16 protein-coding genes are annotated in these 14,912 nt (G+C 69.1%); 12 read left to right on the top strand and 4 right to left on the bottom strand.

Translation table 11 applies throughout. The annotated features are described in order from the left end of the window. The first annotated feature begins 11 nt into the window (after positions 1 to 11). Both AC1PMG_RS07580 and nth read left to right on the top strand, forming a co-directional pair. A complete protein-coding gene (locus AC1PMG_RS07580) occupies positions 12 to 404 on the top strand; it encodes a hypothetical protein (RefSeq protein ID WP_481111181.1) in 393 nt (130 codons plus the stop codon). Next, positions 401 to 1,090, top strand: a complete 690-nt coding sequence (gene nth, locus AC1PMG_RS07575) for an endonuclease III (protein ID WP_481111180.1) — start codon at positions 401 to 403, stop codon at positions 1,088 to 1,090. Before AC1PMG_RS07580 ends, nth begins: the two co-directional genes overlap by 4 nt. Positions 1,091 to 1,450: 360 nt before the next feature. Here the strand turns inward: nth and AC1PMG_RS07570 are convergent, their stop codons facing one another. The 4 genes from AC1PMG_RS07570 to AC1PMG_RS07555 all read right to left on the bottom strand — a co-directional run bounded on the left by AC1PMG_RS07570 (position 1,451) and on the right by AC1PMG_RS07555 (position 5,594). Continuing rightward, positions 1,451 to 3,025 carry a SulP family inorganic anion transporter gene (locus AC1PMG_RS07570; RefSeq protein WP_481111179.1) on the bottom strand — a complete coding sequence of 525 codons (1,575 nt, stop codon included), beginning with the start codon at positions 3,023 to 3,025 and terminating at the stop codon, positions 1,451 to 1,453. A 10-nt stretch (positions 3,026 to 3,035) separates the two neighbouring features. Further along, positions 3,036 to 3,725 (bottom strand): carbonic anhydrase, encoded by a 690-nt coding sequence (locus AC1PMG_RS07565; protein WP_019801843.1) that lies wholly within the window; start codon positions 3,723 to 3,725, stop codon positions 3,036 to 3,038. 104 nt (positions 3,726 to 3,829) lie between these two features. Continuing rightward, positions 3,830 to 4,147, bottom strand: a complete 318-nt coding sequence (locus tag AC1PMG_RS07560; RefSeq protein ID WP_481111178.1) for a hypothetical protein — start codon at positions 4,145 to 4,147, stop codon at positions 3,830 to 3,832. Between the two features lie 196 nt (positions 4,148 to 4,343). After that, positions 4,344 to 5,594: a porin gene (locus AC1PMG_RS07555; protein ID WP_017910158.1), complete on the bottom strand. Its 1,251-nt coding sequence runs from the start codon at positions 5,592 to 5,594 to the stop codon at positions 4,344 to 4,346. A gap of 258 nt (positions 5,595 to 5,852) precedes the next feature. Between AC1PMG_RS07555 and pstS (AC1PMG_RS07550) the strand changes: the two genes are divergently transcribed. The 10 genes from pstS (AC1PMG_RS07550) to rnt all read left to right on the top strand — a co-directional run bounded on the left by pstS (AC1PMG_RS07550) (position 5,853) and on the right by rnt (position 14,863). Next, positions 5,853 to 6,866, top strand: coding sequence for a phosphate ABC transporter substrate-binding protein PstS (gene pstS, locus AC1PMG_RS07550; RefSeq protein ID WP_481111177.1), 1,014 nt, complete (start codon positions 5,853 to 5,855; stop codon positions 6,864 to 6,866). Positions 6,867 to 7,150: 284 nt separating this feature from the next. Further along, positions 7,151 to 8,248 carry a phosphate ABC transporter substrate-binding protein PstS gene (gene pstS / locus AC1PMG_RS07545; protein ID WP_043092425.1) on the top strand — a complete coding sequence of 366 codons (1,098 nt, stop codon included), beginning with the start codon at positions 7,151 to 7,153 and terminating at the stop codon, positions 8,246 to 8,248. A gap of 213 nt (positions 8,249 to 8,461) precedes the next feature. Next, positions 8,462 to 9,436, top strand: coding sequence for a phosphate ABC transporter permease subunit PstC (pstC, locus tag AC1PMG_RS07540; protein ID WP_481111176.1), 975 nt, complete (start codon positions 8,462 to 8,464; stop codon positions 9,434 to 9,436). Between the two features lies 1 nt (position 9,437). After that, positions 9,438 to 10,304: a phosphate ABC transporter permease PstA gene (gene pstA / locus AC1PMG_RS07535; RefSeq protein WP_160965750.1), complete on the top strand. Its 867-nt coding sequence runs from the start codon at positions 9,438 to 9,440 to the stop codon at positions 10,302 to 10,304. 19 nt (positions 10,305 to 10,323) lie between these two features. Further along, positions 10,324 to 11,151: a phosphate ABC transporter ATP-binding protein PstB gene (gene pstB / locus AC1PMG_RS07530; protein ID WP_481111175.1), complete on the top strand. Its 828-nt coding sequence runs from the start codon at positions 10,324 to 10,326 to the stop codon at positions 11,149 to 11,151. 130 nt (positions 11,152 to 11,281) lie between these two features. After that, positions 11,282 to 11,992 (top strand): phosphate signaling complex protein PhoU, encoded by a 711-nt coding sequence (gene phoU / locus AC1PMG_RS07525; protein ID WP_017914020.1) that lies wholly within the window; start codon positions 11,282 to 11,284, stop codon positions 11,990 to 11,992. Positions 11,993 to 12,170: 178 nt separating this feature from the next. Next, complete coding sequence (locus AC1PMG_RS07520; protein ID WP_481111174.1) at positions 12,171 to 12,572, top strand: HvfA family oxazolone/thioamide-modified RiPP metallophore; 402 nt, start codon at positions 12,171 to 12,173, stop codon at positions 12,570 to 12,572. Beyond that, positions 12,559 to 13,425, top strand: a complete 867-nt coding sequence (locus AC1PMG_RS07515; protein WP_481111173.1) for an HvfB family MNIO-type RiPP peptide maturase — start codon at positions 12,559 to 12,561, stop codon at positions 13,423 to 13,425. The genes AC1PMG_RS07520 and AC1PMG_RS07515 overlap by 14 nt, the downstream gene beginning before the upstream one ends. Beyond that, the gene (locus AC1PMG_RS07510) at positions 13,422 to 14,168 is read left to right on the top strand and encodes an HvfC family RiPP maturation protein (protein ID WP_481111172.1); all 747 of its coding nucleotides are present in this window, start codon (positions 13,422 to 13,424) and stop codon (positions 14,166 to 14,168) included. The genes AC1PMG_RS07515 and AC1PMG_RS07510 overlap by 4 nt, the downstream gene beginning before the upstream one ends. A gap of 41 nt (positions 14,169 to 14,209) precedes the next feature. Continuing rightward, a complete protein-coding gene (gene rnt, locus AC1PMG_RS07505) occupies positions 14,210 to 14,863 on the top strand; it encodes a ribonuclease T (RefSeq protein WP_017911007.1) in 654 nt (217 codons plus the stop codon). Positions 14,864 to 14,912 lie beyond the last annotated feature (49 nt).

The raw sequence follows: 14,912 nt of genomic DNA, 5'->3' as shown, positions 1-14,912 counted from the left end.
GCCCGCACACGATGTCGCACGCCCCCGCTCCCGCCACGCCGCTGCAGTTGCTCCGCTGGATCCTGGACGACGATCTGGATGCCGCGATCGACGGCGGCCTGATGGACTACCGCGGCACCGATCCGGACGACGATCGCCTGGACCCGGCGCATCCGCAGTTGCGCGCGCAGGTGCTGGCCGCGCAGCAGCGCCTGCGCGATGCGTGGGACGCGCGTGCGCGCTACCGGGCGCGCAGCGCGCGCCTGGAGCGACATGCCAATGCGCGCCAGGCGCGACGTGCGGCAACGACAGCGATCGCCTCGACGTCGACCACGGCCACACCGGGCGCGCCGGCCCTGCCTGCGGCCGCCGCGGCGATTCTGGCCCGCGCCAAGGCCAAGGCCGCGCAGCGAGGCGGCCAATGAGCGCGACCGCGAGCACGAGCGCAAGCCCGCCTGCACGGCGCGGACGCCTGCTGAGCAAGGACGAGATCCACGAGCTGTTCTCGCGGCTGTCCGAACTCAACCCCAGCCCGACCACCGAGCTGGAATACGACAGCCCGTTCGAACTGCTGATCGCGGTGATCCTCTCGGCGCAGGCCACCGACGTCGGCGTCAACAAGGCCACGCGGCGCCTGTATCCGGTGGCGAACACGCCGGCCGCGATCCTGGCGCTGGGCGAGGACGGGCTGAAGCGCTACATCTCCACCATCGGCCTGTTCAACGCCAAGGCCAAGAACGTCATCGCCACCTGCCGCATCCTGGTCGAGCAGCACGGCGGCGAGGTGCCGCGCTCGCGCGCCGCGCTGGAAGCGCTGCCCGGGGTCGGCCGCAAGACCGCCAACGTGGTGCTCAACACCGCCTTCGGCGAACCGACCATGGCGGTGGACACGCACATCTTCCGCGTCGCCAACCGCACCGGGCTTGCCCCGGGCAAGGACGTGCGCGCGGTCGAGGACGCCTTGCTCAAGCGCGTGCCGGCGCAGTTCCTGCACGACGCGCACCACTGGCTGATCCTGCACGGCCGCTACGTGTGCAAGGCGCGCAAGCCCGACTGCCCGCAGTGTGCGATCCGCGATCTTTGCAGATACAAGGACAAGACGCCGGGTTGAGTGGCCTGGCGCAACGCCCGCCGATACACCACCGGGATGTCGGCTTCGGCAACTTGCGCGGCGCATGTCGTCCGCCGCTGCGCCCGTCGCGGTTGAAACCGCTCCTACAGTTCTCCACGAGATGCCACCCAGCTCCTGTAGGAGCGGCTTCAGCCGCGACAATCTCCGCCACCGGCAGCGCTCGCCACGGGCGAAACCGCTCATACAACGCCAGCAGGGATCGCTCCGGCTGCATTGTAGGAGCGGCTTCAGCCGCGACGCTCTGCGCAGCCAACACTGCCCACCTACGTTCGTCGCGGTCGAATCCGCTCCTGCCGGTGTTCGCATGACCAACGCGCAACTGCCGGCAACATCCACCGACTACGCCGCGCGTTGCCCTTCCACGCGCCGGTCCAGTTCCTTCCAGTCCACCACCAGCGCGCAACCGCGGGACGCGGCGTTGCGGCTCCAGTCGCGCAACAGTTCCAGGCACGCATGGTCGACATGGCGTAGCCGCGCCACGTCCAGGTGCAGCTCGGTGTTGGGCGGCAGCCGCTCCAGGGTCCGCGCCATCGTCGGCACGCGCAGGAAGGTGGCCGAGCCCTCCAGCGACAGGCGCAGCTTGCCCGCACCGGCACCAGCGTCCTCTGCGCCGGCGTCCTCGTGCGCATGCACGTCGACCGTCAGCCGCGACTGCTGCAGCGCCAGCCGCAGCAGCGACAACGCGAAACCGATCAACACGCCGGTCAGCAGGTCGGTGGCGACGATGGCGAAAGTCGTCGCCAGGTAGATCGCGGCGGTGCCGCGGCCGTACGCGGCCAGTTCGCGCACCTGCCCCAGCTTGACCATCTTCAGCCCGGTGTAGACCAGGATGCCGGCCAGGCACGCCACCGGCGTCATCCGCAGCAGCCAGGGCAGCAGCAGCGCGAACACCAGCAGCCAGCCCGCGTGCAGCATGGTGGAGACGCGGGTGGCCGCGCCGGCCTGCACGTTGGCCGCGCTGCGTACGATCACGCCGGTCATCGGCAACGCGCCAAGCAGACCGCACAGCATGTTGCCCACGCCCTGCGCCGCCAGTTCGCGGTCGTACCGGGTACGCGGCCCCTGGTGCATGCGGTCCACCGCCGCCGCCGACAGCAGGGTCTCGGCGCTGGCGATGAAGGCGAAGGTCAGCGCCGACAGCAGCAGCGTGGCATCGAGCACGCCGAGCATGTCGTCCAGGCTCGGCACCCGGATCGCCGAGAGCAGGTTGGCCGGCACGTCGACCTTGCGCACGTCCAGCCCCTGCACTTGCACCAGTGCGGTCATCGCCACCACCGCCAGCAAGGCGCCCGGGACGAAGCGCAGGCGCTGCGGACGCAAGCGCTCCCACACCAGCATGATCGCGATGGTGCCCAGGCCGACCAGCAAGGCGGCACGCCCCACGCCGGCGTCCAGCGCGCGCCACAGCACCGCCGGCAACGCGGCGAAGTTCTCCAGGCCGCGCGCCTTCGGTGCCGCATCCAGCAGCACGTGCGACTGCGAGGCGACGATCAGGATGCCGATGCCCGAGAGCATGCCAGCGACCACCGCCGGCGAGGTCATGCGGAACCACACGCCGGCGCGACACAACCCGGCCAGCAGTTGGATCGCACCGGCCAGCAGGATCACCGGCCCCAGCGCCGCCACGCCGTGCGCGCGGACCAGTTCGAACACCAGCACCGCCAATCCCGCGGCCGGGCCGCTGACCTGCAGCGGCGAGCCGGCGATCAAGCCGACCACCAGACCGCCGACGATACCGGTGATCAGGCCGGCGGCCGGCGGCATGCCCGATGCGATCGCGATGCCCATGCACAGCGGCAAGGCGACCAGGAAGACCACCACCGAGGCCAGCAGGTCGCGGCCGAAGGCGCCGCCGCGCAGGTAACGGGCCAGCGCGGAAGCGCCGGCCGGAGCGTGCTCTGTCATGGTGTGCATGGACGACTCCTCAGACGGCGACGTTGCGCAGGACCGGCGCCAGGCGCGGCGGCGGCGTGGCATCGGGCGGGCGCCGACCGGCTTCCGGCAGCAGCGGCAGGAAGCGCCCCTGCTCCGCGTCGAAGGCGCGGATCTCGCCATGGCCGATGTCGTAGATCCAGCCATGGATGCGCAGCGCGCCGCGCGCCAGCCGCGCCGCCACCACCGGTTGCGTGCGCAGGTGGTCCAGCTGCGCCACCACGTTCTCCTCGGTCAGGCAGTGCAGCGCATCCTCGGCATGGGCGGCATGGCCGTGTTGCGCGGCGACCTGGCGCGCGCTGTCGGTGTGCTTGAGCCAGGCCGCCACGGTCGGCACATCCTGCAGGGAGGCGGGATTGAGCACCGCCTTCATTGCGCCGCAATCGGTATGGCCGCAGATCACGATGTGTTCGACCTGCAGCACCGCCACCGCGTATTCGATCGCCGCGACCACGCCGCTGACGTGCTGCGAGTACGGCGGCACCACGTTGCCGATGTTGCGGTAGACGAACAGCTCGCCGGGCTGCGCGGCGAACATTAGTTCCGGCATCACCCGCGAATCGGCACAGGTGATGAACAGCGTGTGCGGGGTCTGGCCGGCGGCGAGCTGCCGGAACAGCCCGCGTTGGCGGGGATAGACCTCGTTGCGGAAGTGGCGGAAGCCGTCGAGCAAACGTTGCATGGGGAATCTCCAGGCACAGGGGGAGAGCGGCCGTACCGCACTGGGCACGACGCAGACGCAAACAACAGAGGGGAATCGGCATCGCCACTGCGGCGATGCAGGCGTCAGGCCCGGGATGGAGGACGCAGTGCGGGGCGGCGATAGCTGCGGCGAGGCGCCGCCGCGCGCGCAGCCAAGACGGGCCCGATCAGGAGAGCCGGCGGAAACAACGCGGGCGCGACCGCGAGCGGTGCATCGTGGGGATCGGGATCGGCGGCTGGCGCGTCCAGCTCGGGCGGCACCCCATCGCGGTCGGCGTCGACATCGCTGGCACAGGCGCTCGCACACAGCGCCACCGGTGCCGCCGCCGCGGCCGATCCTGCACGGATCGCGGACAGCGCCAGCAACGCAGTCAACAACAGCATGGACAGGCGAGCGAGCATGCCTCGACAGTAGGAAGGCACTTCGGTGATGACAAGTGCTGCGCCGCACAATTCACAGCATCGTCCACGGCCGTCGACGCGAACCGTGAAAGGCACCCCGGCCCGCGCCCCATCGCGCGCCTCGGCGATCACGCCGCAAAAAAGAAAGGCGGCGCAATGCGCCGCCTTTCGTACAACCTGGGGGAATCTCCGCGAATCAGAACGACAGGTCGCCCCAGACGCCGAATTCCTTGGTTTCCACGTCGGTCTTCTTGCTGGCGTTGTCCTGGTGCGTGTACTTGTACACGGTGGCCAGCTTCAGGTTCTTCAGCACCGGGAACTCGACGCCGACGTTCCAGTACTTGTCGGCCAGGGTCGGGTCGATGGTCTTGCTCAGGTCGGTCTTGTCGTAGCGGGCGAAGGCGTTGATGCCGCCGTCGGTCAGCGCCACGCTGCCCCACACCGACCAGCCGCTGGACTTGTCGGTGGCCGGGGTCAGCACGTTGTTGAGGTTCTTGGCCTGGAAGTACTCGCCGCCCAGACGGAAGTTGGAATCGGCGTAGGCGACCATCGCATCGGCGCGGGTGTAGTCGTGCTGCGCGTCGAGGATGTCGGTTTCCTTGCCCAGCTTGCCCGAGTAGGCGCCGACGGCGATGGCCAGGTTCTGCATCGGCATGTAGGCGACGCGGCCTTCCACGTCCATGCCCTTGCCGCGGGTCGGGTTCTTGTAGCCGGCACCGTTGACCACCGACATCGCGTAGTTGACCTGCGAGCCCAGGTCGCCGAAGGCGTGCAGGCCCCAGTCGGAGGAGTTGGCGTACTTCAGGCGGTCGGTCAGGGTGTTCTCGACGTAGCGGTAGCCGTAGAACTTCTCGACGAACGGCACCCACGGCATGTCGGCGGCACCGATGCGCAGCGCGAAGGCGTCGTCGAACTTGCCCTGCACGTAGGCCTTCTTGACGAACAACTGGGTGTTGGACAGCGCCGAGCTGTATTGGAAGTCGGTGGTCAGGTTGGCCGACCAGATCTCGTTGAAGCTGTGGTCGACGGTCAGGTAGAAGCGCTTGACGTCCAGACCGGTGCCGCTGGCGGCGGTCTTGGCGCCGCCGCTGGTGCGGTCGATGTTGGTCAGGTCGAAGAACATGCGGCCGCCGATCTTGTTGTCGTTGACCAGCTTGGCGAGCTTGTCGACCTTGGCGGCGCTGGCCTGCGCCGTTTCGGTCGCCTGGGCCTGCACGACATTCACTTCCGACTGCGCGTCGGACTGCGCCTGCAGGGCTTCCGACTGCGCCTGCAGTTGCTGGACCTGGGTCTGCAGCGCTTCGATCTGAGCCTGCAGCTGCTGCAGCTGGGCAGCGCTGACGGCGGGCGGGTTGCTGCTGGCCTTGGCCTTCGCCGCGAACGCCTGCGGCGCCGACGCGAGGCCGAGGCTGGCGAGGATCGCCGTGGCGAGAAGATGGGAACGCATTAGAATCTCTCCGATGGGTGGTGGCAGGGTGGTATGGGTGCGGTGCGGCCCCAGTGCGATGGCCCGACCATTTGTAAAGATTCCGTCAAAGACATGACGGTTTTGAGTCAGCTTCGTTTCGAAACGAAGGCAACCCTGTCCGGCAAGGCTGTCACCGGACTGACATCTGATTTTCTTCAGACGTTCATGAAAAAGTCTTGGAATGCAGCCGATGCCGGCCGGGGTGCCGGCATTCCACCTATTTCAGGAGTTCTCCCGATGCGTTCCCTCAAGCTCCGACTGCTGGCAGCCGCCGCGGTCGCTACGTTTTCGCTCGCGGCGCAAGCCACCGACGTCACTGGCGCAGGCTCCAGCTTCGTCTACCCGGTGCTGTCGAAGTGGTCGGCTGCCTATGCTGAGAAAAGCGGCAACCGCGTCAACTACCAGTCGATCGGTTCCGGCGGCGGCATCGCGCAGATCCAGGCGGCCACGGTCGATTTCGGCGCCTCCGACAAGCCGCTGAGCGGCGCGGAGCTGGAAAAGTTCGGCCTGGGCCAGTTCCCGGTCGTGATCGGCGGCATCGTGCCGGTGTTCAACGTGGCGGGCGTGGCCCCGGGCGCGATGAAGCTCGACGGCACCGTGCTGGCCAACATCTTCCTCGGCAAGATCACCAAGTGGAACGACCCGGCGATCGCCGCGCTGAACCCGGGCCTGACCCTGCCCGACCTGAAGATCACCATCGTGCACCGCTCCGACGGTTCGGGCACCAGCTTCAACTTCACCAACTACCTGTCCAAGGTCAGCCCGGAGTGGAAGAGCAAGGTCGGTGAAGGCACCGCCGTGCAGTGGCCGGCCGGCATCGGCGGCAAGGGCAACGAAGGCGTGGCCGCCTACGTCAAGCAGATCCGCGGCGGCATCGGCTACGTCGAGTACGCCTACGCGCTGCAGAACAAGCTCAGCTACGCCGGCATGAAGAACGCCGCCGGCCGTTTCGTGATGCCGGACGACAAGACCTTCTCCGCCGCCGCCGCCACCGCGGACTGGAAGTCGGCCAAGGACTTCAACCTGATCATGACCAACGCGCCGGGCCAGGACGCGTGGCCGATCACCGCCACCACCTGGGCCATCATGTACAAGAAGGCCAAGAAGCCGGCGTCGTCGAAGGCCGCGCTGGACTTCTTCAAGTGGTCGTTCGAGCAGGGCCAGCCGCAGGCCAAGGCGCTGGACTACGTGCCGCTGCCGGAGCCGCTGGTCAAGCAGATCGAAGCCTACTGGGCGCAGAACATGAAGTAAGCCGGCGTCTCGCCCGTCCGGCGCTCGCGCGCCGGCAAGGCGATGTCCCGAAGGCGCGGATCGCAGGGTCCGCGTCTTTTTTTGTCCGCGCTGTCGGAGCCGTGCGGAGGCCCAGCGGGGCCACGCCGCCCTGCCCCGCCACTGTCCCGGAAGGCGGCGCCAACGCCGCATCCCGTGATGGCGTCCGCCAACCAGTCCGCAAGTCATCTCGCTGTAACAAAAATATCATTTCATAGCGAGCATCCGCCGGATGTCCCGGCGCTCTTCGCTACGGAGTGACCCCCATGAAACTGCAGCCGGCGCGCATTGCCGTCCTGTCCCTCGCCCTGGCCTTCGCCGTCACCGCCTGCCAGCCCGGCAACGGCGACAAGCAGGGCGCCGCCGATGCGGCAGGCGGGACGCCCGCTGCCGCGCCGGCCGCCGGCGCCAAGACCGCGGCGGAGATTTCCGGCGCCGGTGCCTCCTTCATCTACCCGCTGATCTCCAAGTGGTCGGCCGACTACAACGCGGCCACCGGCAACAAGATCAACTACCAGTCGATCGGTTCCGGCGGCGGCATCGCCCAGATCAAGGCCGGCACGGTCGATTTCGGCTCTTCCGACAAGCCGCTGGACAGCGCCGAGCTGGCCGCGGCCGGCCTCGGCCAGTTCCCCTCGGCGATTGGGGGGGTGGTGCCGGTGGTCAACCTCGACGGCATGGACGCAGGCAAGCTGCGGCTGACCGGCCCGGTGCTGGCGGACATCTTCCTGGGCAAGATCAGCAAGTGGAACGACCCGGCGCTGACCGCGCTGAATCCGGGCGTGACCCTGCCCGACACCAAGATCAACCTGGTGCACCGCTCCGACGGCTCGGGTACCAGCTTCAACTTCACCAACTACCTGTCCAAGGTCAGCCCGGAGTGGAAGGGCAAGGTCGGCGAAGGCACCTCGGTGCAGTGGCCGGGCGGCGTAGGCGGCAAGGGCAACGAAGGCGTGGCCTCGTACGTGCAGCAGATCAAGGGCTCGATCGGCTACGTCGAACTGGCCTACGCGCTGCAGAACAAGATGCCGTACGCGTCGATGCAGAACGCCGCCGGCAACTGGGTGCAGCCCAATGCCGAGAGCTTCGCCGCGGCCGCCGCGTCGGCCGACTGGGCCAACGCCAAGGACTTCAACCTGGTCATCACCAACGCCGCGGGCGCACAGGCGTGGCCGATCACCGCCACCAACTTCATGCTGATGCACAAGCAGGCCAAGGACCCGGCGCGCAGCAAGGCGACCCTGGACTTCTTCAAGTGGGCCTTCGAGAAGGGCCAGCCGCAGGCCGACGCCCTGCACTACGTGCCGCTGCCGCCGGAACTGGTGCAGCAGATCGAGTCCTACTGGAGCAAGGAATTCAAGTAAGCGCCACTGCGGTGCGCACTGCGCGCACCGCGGCGGCAACCGGCGACCGGCGGTGCAGTCCAGGCGCCGCCGGTCGCCGTCTCGGCAACTTGTGATCCGGACTTTCGGGTTCCCGCCTGTGCGGGAGCGATGCAACCACCCACCGCGCGCGGTCATCCCCGCCGCGGCCACGATCGGAGCGCGCAGGCGCGTGCTCCGGCGACGACCGAGCCCATGAACAGCACTGTCCTTCCCGAAGCGATGTCGGCGCCACGCGGACGCGACCTGCGTGACGCCCGCGCCGACCGATTGTTCCGCTGGATCCTCACCGCCACCGTCGTGTTCGTCCTCGTCGCCCTGGCCAGCGCGGCGCTGTCGATGCTGTGGGGCGGCCGCCACGCCCTGCAGCTGCAGGGCCTGAGCTTCTTCTATTCCAGCGAATGGAATCCGGTCGAGAACAAGTACGGCGCGCTGGCGCCGATCTACGGCACCCTGGTCACCGCACTGATCGCGATGCTGATCGCGGTGCCGGTGAGCTACGGCATCGCCTTCTTCCTCACCGAGGTGTCGCCACGCTGGCTGCGCGGCCCGATCGGGACCGCGATCGAACTGCTGGCCGGCATTCCCTCGATCATCTACGGCATGTGGGGTCTGTTCGTGCTGGTACCGGTGATGACCGAGTACGGCACGCCGTGGCTCAACGACCACCTGGGCACGTTGCCGCTGATCGGCCCGATGTTCCAGGGCCCGCCCCTGGGCATCGGCCTGCTCACTGCCGGTTTCGTGCTGGCGATCATGGTGATCCCGTTCATCTCCTCGGTGATGCGCGAAGTGTTCCTCACCGTGCCGACGCGGCTGAAGGAATCGGCCTACGCGCTGGGCTCGACCAAGTGGGAAGTGAGCTGGGACATCGTGCTGCCCTACACACGCTCGGCAGTGATCGGCGGCATCTTCCTGGGCCTGGGCCGCGCGCTCGGCGAGACCATGGCGGTGGCCTTCGTGGTCGGCAACACGGTGCGGCTGTCGCCGTCGCTGCTGGAGCCGGGCACCACCATCGCCGCGCTGATCGCCAACGACTTCGGCGAAGCCACCGAGACCTACCGCTCGGCGCTGCTGCTGCTGGGCTTCGTGCTGTTCATCGTCACCTTCATCGTGCTGGCGATCGCCCGCCTGATGCTGGCGCAACTGTCGCGCAAGGAGGGAAACTGAGATGGCCGCCGACGTCGCCCACCGCCTGTACAACCGCCGCCGCGTGATCAACGTGTTCGCGCTGCTGCTGTCCTGCCTCACCGCGCTGTTCGGGCTGGTGTTCCTGGGCTGGATCCTGTGGACCCTGCTGGCCAAGGGCATCTCGGGCATCAACGTGGACCTGTTCACCCGCATGACCCCGCCGCCGGGCGAAGAAGGCGGCCTGGCCAACGCGTTTTTCGGCAGCGCGGTGATGTGCGGCCTGGCGTTGCTGATCGGCACCCCGCTGGGCGTGGCCGCCGGCACCTGGCTGGCCGAATACGGCAACGCGCGCAAGACCGGCCAGGTGGTGCGCTTCGTCAACGACATCCTGCTGTCGGCGCCGTCGATCGTGCTCGGCCTGTTCGTGTACACGCTGTACGTGATGCAGACCGGCGGGCGCTTCTCGGCCATGGCCGGTGCGCTGTCGCTGGCCTTCATCGTGCTGCCGGTGGTGGTGCGCACCACCGACGAGATGCTGCGCCTGGTGCCGGCGCAGATGCGCGAAGCGGCCCTGTCCTTGGGCATTCCGCAATGGAAGGTGACCATCCAGGTGCTGTACCGCAGCGCTTCGGCCGGCATCGTCACCGGCGTGCTGCTGGCGCTGGCGCGCATAAGCGGCGAGACCGCGCCGCTGCTGTTCACCGCGTTCGGCAACCAGTACTGGAACAACAACATCATGCAGCCGATGGCGAGCGTCCCGGTGGTGATGAACTCCTTTGCCGGCAGCCCCTACCCCACCTGGCAGCAATTGGCCTGGTCGGGCGCCCTGGTGCTGACCGTGTTCGTGCTGCTGGTCAGCCTCGGCGCGCGCGGCATTCTGCGGCGCTACAAGACATCCAACGATTGAGCCCCCTATGGACCCGGCCATGAACGATCACCACAACGCCGCACCGATGCACCGCATCGCCATGCCCCACGGGCACACCGCACTGGCGCCGTCGCCGGTCAAGATCGCCGCGCGCGGCCTGGACTTCTACTACGACAAGTACCACGCACTGAAGGGCATCAACCTGGAGGTGCCGGAGAAGCGCGTCACCGCGCTGATCGGCCCGTCCGGCTGCGGCAAGTCCACCCTGCTGCGCATCTTCAACCGCATCTACGCGCTGTACCCGAAGCTGGAAGCGCGCGGCGAGGTGCTGCTGGACGGCGAGAACATCCTCTCGCCGAAGTACCCGATGAACCGCCTGCGCAGCAAGGTCGGCATGGTGTTCCAGAAGCCGGTGCCGTTCCCGATGACCATCTTCGAGAACGTCGCCTACGGCATCCGCCACCACGAGAAGCTGTCCAAGGCCGACATGGCCGACCGCGTCGAGCACGCGCTGCGCCAGGGCGCGCTGTGGGACGAGGTCAAGGACAAGCTCGGGCAGAGCGCGCTGGGCCTGTCCGGCGGCCAGCAGCAGCGCCTGTGCATCGCCCGCGCGGTGGCGCTGCGCCCGGACGTGCTGCTGCTCGACGAACCGACCTCGGCGCTGGACCCGATCTCGACCAGCCGCATCGAGCAACTGGTGGAAGAGCTGAAGAACGACTACACCATCGTCATCGTCACCCACAACATGCAGCAGGCCGCGCGCGTGTCCGACTACACCGCCTTCATGTACCTGGGCGACCTGATCGAGCACGACCGCACCGAAATCATCTTCTCGCAGCCGAACAAGCAGCAGACCGAAGACTACATCACCGGCCGTTTCGGCTGAGCCGCTGCGGCCGCCGCTGCCTCGTCGCAGCGGCCGCGCCCGCCGCCCCTCGGGCGGGCGCCCGGCGACGCCAGCACCGCACCGCCAGGCATGGCCGCGGCGACACCAACGCACCTATTGGACCTACGACATGAACACTCAGCCCAACGAGCACATCGTGAAGAGCTACGACGAAGAACAGCATCGCCTCGCCGCCGAGATCGTGCGCATGGGCGAAACCGCGGTGGCGCAGTTGGAAGCGGCGCTGGACGTGGTCGAACGCCGCGACGACAACGCCGCGCTGCGCATCGTCGTCAACGACGAAGCAATCGACGCGCTCGAACACTCCATCAGCCATGACGTGATGCGCCTGGCGCTGCGCGGGCCGATGGCGCGCGACCTGCGCGAGATCCTGGCCGGCCTGCGCATTCCCGCCGACGTCGAACGCATCGGCGACTACGCCGCCAACGTCGCCAAGCGCTCGATCGCGCTGAACATGTCCCCGCCCATGCCGCAGACCCTGGGCCTGCGCCAGCTCGGCAAGCTCGCCGCCGAACAGGTGCGCGCGGCGCTGGCCGCCTACCAGAACAACGACGCCGACGCCGCGCTGCTGGTGCGCCAGGGCGACGCGCAGCTCGATGCGCAGTACACCGCGCTGTTCCGCGAGCTGCTGACCTACATGATGGAAGACCCGCGCAACATCACCCCGTGCACGCACCTGCTGTTCATGGCCAAGAACCTGGAGCGGATCGGCGACCACGCCACCAACATCGCCGAGAACGTGTGGTTCCTGGTGCACGGCGACGAGCCGCTGCCGCCGCGCGACAAGCGCGACGAGACCAGCTCCACCAGCGGCATCTGACCCCCGGCGTGCGGACCGGCCATGCGCCGTTCCGCCGCCCTGGCGTCCCCGGGCTCCGTGCGCAACGGAGCCTTTTTTGTTGTCACGCAGCGCCGCATGCAGCGCGGTGCGGCAGCGGGTAGGCTTGGCGCACTGCCGGCCTCCCCGACCGGCCCCGTCCATCGCCAGGAGCCTGCGCATGTCCACGTCGTCCCGTCCGTCCTCTGCCCTCGCCGGTGCGGTCCTGCTTGGCGGGATCGGCCTGTCCGCTTCCGCGCTGGCGATGACCGACCTCGCCCAGGGCTATGCGCTGGGCGCGCAGGCTGCCGTCACCCCGCCGCAAAGCAGCGAGGCGAGCGCGCCGGCAACGCCGACGCCCGCGCCGCCGGCGCAGGCCAGGCAGGCCGCCGATCCGGCCAAGGCCAGCGAAGGCGGCTGCGGCGCCAAGGCCGGCGACGGCAGTTGCGGCGCGCACGCCCCGGCGGCGACGCCGGCCAAGCCCGAGGCGGCCGCTCGCGCCGCCACACCCCAGGCCAAGCACGACGACAAGGCCATGGCCGAAGGCAAGTGCGGCGAGGGCAAATGCGGTGGCAGCCTCTGAACCACCCCGGTACGACGCCCGGCCGCTGGCCGCGGCCAGCGCCGGCCTCGGGCTGCGCCGCGGCCTGCTGCAGGACCTGCTGCAGGCACCGGCGGACGCGTTCGATTTCCTCGAATGCGCACCGGACAACTGGATCGGCGTCGGTGGCCGCCCCGGGGAACTGCTGCAGACGCTGAGCGCGCGGCATCCGCTCAGCTGCCACGGCCTGTCGCTGTCGCTGGGCGGCGTGGCGGCGCTGGACACCACCCTGCTGCAGCAGACCCGGGAGTTCCTCGACCGGCACCGGGTCGCGCTGTACAGCGAGCACCTCAGCTACAGCGCCGACGACGGCCACCTCTACGAACTGATGCCGCTGCCGTTCACCGACGAAGCGGTGCGCCACGTCGGCGCGCGCATCGCCCAGGTGCAGGACGCGCTGGGCCGGCGCATCGCGGTGGAAAACGTCTCCTACTACGCCGCACCGGGCCAGGCGATGAGCGAAGCCGCCTTCGTGACCGCGGTGCTGGCCGAGGCCGACTGCGACCTGCTGCTGGACGTCAACAACGTGCACGTCAATGCGTGCAACCACGGCGACGACGCGCTGGCCTTCCTCGCCGCCCTGCCCAGCGCGCGCATCGCCTCGTACCACGTCGCCGGACACCGCGACGACCCGGCCAGCGGGCTGAAGATCGACACCCACGCCGCGCCGGTGGCCGACCCGGTGTGGACCCTGCTCGCCGCCGCCTACCGCCTGCACGGCGTGCGTCCCACCGTGCTCGAGCGCGACGGCCAGTTCCCGCCGCTGGGCGAGCTGCTGGACGAAGTGCAGTGCATCCGCGCCACGCAGGCGCGTGCGCAGTCGCCCGACGCATGAGCGAGACGCTGCGCGCGCAGCAGTTCGCGCTGACCCTGCATCTGCGCGATCCTCAGCGGCACCCGCCGCCCGCTGACATCCCGCCACAGCGCCTGGCGGTGTATCGCGCCCTGTTCTTCGACAATCTGGCGCAGCTGCTGGGCGGCCAGTTTCCGGTGCTGCGCGCCACCCTCGGCGACACCGACTGGACGGCGCTGCTGCGCGCGTTCTGCGCCGAACACCGCGCCCGCACCCCGCTGTTCCCGCGCCTGGGCGACGAACTGGTGGCGTTCCTGGCGCAGCGCGCGCCCGATCCGCAGCGCCCGTGGCTGGCCGAACTGGCGCACTACGAGACCGTGGAACTGCAGGTGCAGATCGACGACGCGGCGCTGCCGCCGCACGCGCCACACGGCGACCTGCTCGACGGCATCCCGCTGCTGTCGCCCTGGCTACGCCTGCTGCGCTACCGCTGGCCGGTGCAGCGCATCGGCCCGGCCTGGCAGCCGGACACGGCGCCGGCGCAGCCGACCTGCCTGCTGGCGCGGCGCGAGGCCGACGGCCAGGTGCGCTTCGCCGAACTGGCGCCGCTGGCCTATGACGTGCTGGCGGCGCTGCAGTCCGGCACGCGCAGCGGACGCGCACTGCTGCTGGACCTGGCCGCCGCGCACGGCCTTGCGCCCGCCGCCCTGCTGTACGAGGGCGCGGCCCTGCTGGAACGGCTGCGCGCGCAGGGCAGCGTGCTCGGCACGCGCTTGCCGGAGTGACGCCGCGGCGGCCGGCGGCCGCGCTCTGCTAACCTTGGCGGATGAACGATTCGGTCGACAGCCCCTCGCAACCCCTGGTCATCACCCCGATGTCGCGGCGTTTCCGCGGCTACCTGCCTGTGGTGGTGGACGTGGAAACCGGCGGTTTCGACTGGAACAAGCATGCGCTGCTGGAGATCGCGGTGGTGCCGATCGAGATGGACGATTTCGGCCAGTTGTATCCCGGCGTCACCGCCAGCGCGCACGTGGTACCGGCGCCGGGCACCCTGATCGATCCGAAGTCGCTGGAGGTCACCGGCATTGTCCTGGACCATCCGTTCCGCTTCGCCAAGCCCGAACGCGAGGCGCTGGACCACGTGTTCGCGCCGGTGCGCGCGGCGGTGAAGAAGTACGGGTGCCAGCGCGCCATCCTTGTCGGCCACAACGCCCATTTCGATCTCAACTTCCTCAATGCCACGGTCGCCCGCTGCGGCCACAAACGCAACCCGTTCCATCCCTTCAGCGTGTTCGACACCGTCACCCTCGCCGGCATCGCCTACGGCCAGACCGTGCTGGCGCGCGCGGTGCAGGCCGCCGGCTTCGACTGGAACGCCGCCGACGCGCACAGCGCGGTCTACGACACCGAGCAGACCGCGCGCCTGTTCTGCAAGATCGCCAACGCCTGGCCGGCCCCGCCGGTCGGCGCGGCGCCATAGCCGCGGCATGGATTGCACGACACGCGCGCACCGCCTGCGCGTTGGCCCG

The sequence above is a fragment of the Xanthomonas sp. NCPPB 2250 genome, assembly GCF_056725265.1.
The sequence above is the reverse complement of the archived record's forward strand: the minus strand, read 5'-3'. Positions and strand labels throughout refer to the sequence as shown.

What these genes read in the sequence shown, in the direction of transcription:
- AC1PMG_RS07580 (WP_481111181.1), top strand. Translation starts at nt 12, where the DNA reads ATGTCGCACGCCCCCGCTCCCGCCACGCCGCTGCAGTTGCTCCGCTGG.
- nth (WP_481111180.1), top strand. Translation starts at nt 401, where the DNA reads ATGAGCGCGACCGCGAGCACGAGCGCAAGCCCGCCTGCACGGCGCGGA.
- AC1PMG_RS07570 (WP_481111179.1), bottom strand. Translation starts at nt 3,025, where the DNA reads ATGCACACCATGACAGAGCACGCTCCGGCCGGCGCTTCCGCGCTGGCC.
- AC1PMG_RS07565 (WP_019801843.1), bottom strand. Translation starts at nt 3,725, where the DNA reads ATGCAACGTTTGCTCGACGGCTTCCGCCACTTCCGCAACGAGGTCTAT.
- AC1PMG_RS07560 (WP_481111178.1), bottom strand. Translation starts at nt 4,147, where the DNA reads ATGCTCGCTCGCCTGTCCATGCTGTTGTTGACTGCGTTGCTGGCGCTG.
- AC1PMG_RS07555 (WP_017910158.1), bottom strand. Translation starts at nt 5,594, where the DNA reads ATGCGTTCCCATCTTCTCGCCACGGCGATCCTCGCCAGCCTCGGCCTC.
- pstS (WP_481111177.1), top strand. Translation starts at nt 5,853, where the DNA reads ATGCGTTCCCTCAAGCTCCGACTGCTGGCAGCCGCCGCGGTCGCTACG.
- pstS (WP_043092425.1), top strand. Translation starts at nt 7,151, where the DNA reads ATGAAACTGCAGCCGGCGCGCATTGCCGTCCTGTCCCTCGCCCTGGCC.
- pstC (WP_481111176.1), top strand. Translation starts at nt 8,462, where the DNA reads ATGAACAGCACTGTCCTTCCCGAAGCGATGTCGGCGCCACGCGGACGC.
- pstA (WP_160965750.1), top strand. Translation starts at nt 9,438, where the DNA reads ATGGCCGCCGACGTCGCCCACCGCCTGTACAACCGCCGCCGCGTGATC.
- pstB (WP_481111175.1), top strand. Translation starts at nt 10,324, where the DNA reads ATGAACGATCACCACAACGCCGCACCGATGCACCGCATCGCCATGCCC.
- phoU (WP_017914020.1), top strand. Translation starts at nt 11,282, where the DNA reads ATGAACACTCAGCCCAACGAGCACATCGTGAAGAGCTACGACGAAGAA.
- AC1PMG_RS07520 (WP_481111174.1), top strand. Translation starts at nt 12,171, where the DNA reads ATGTCCACGTCGTCCCGTCCGTCCTCTGCCCTCGCCGGTGCGGTCCTG.
- AC1PMG_RS07510 (WP_481111172.1), top strand. Translation starts at nt 13,422, where the DNA reads ATGAGCGAGACGCTGCGCGCGCAGCAGTTCGCGCTGACCCTGCATCTG.
- rnt (WP_017911007.1), top strand. Translation starts at nt 14,210, where the DNA reads ATGAACGATTCGGTCGACAGCCCCTCGCAACCCCTGGTCATCACCCCG.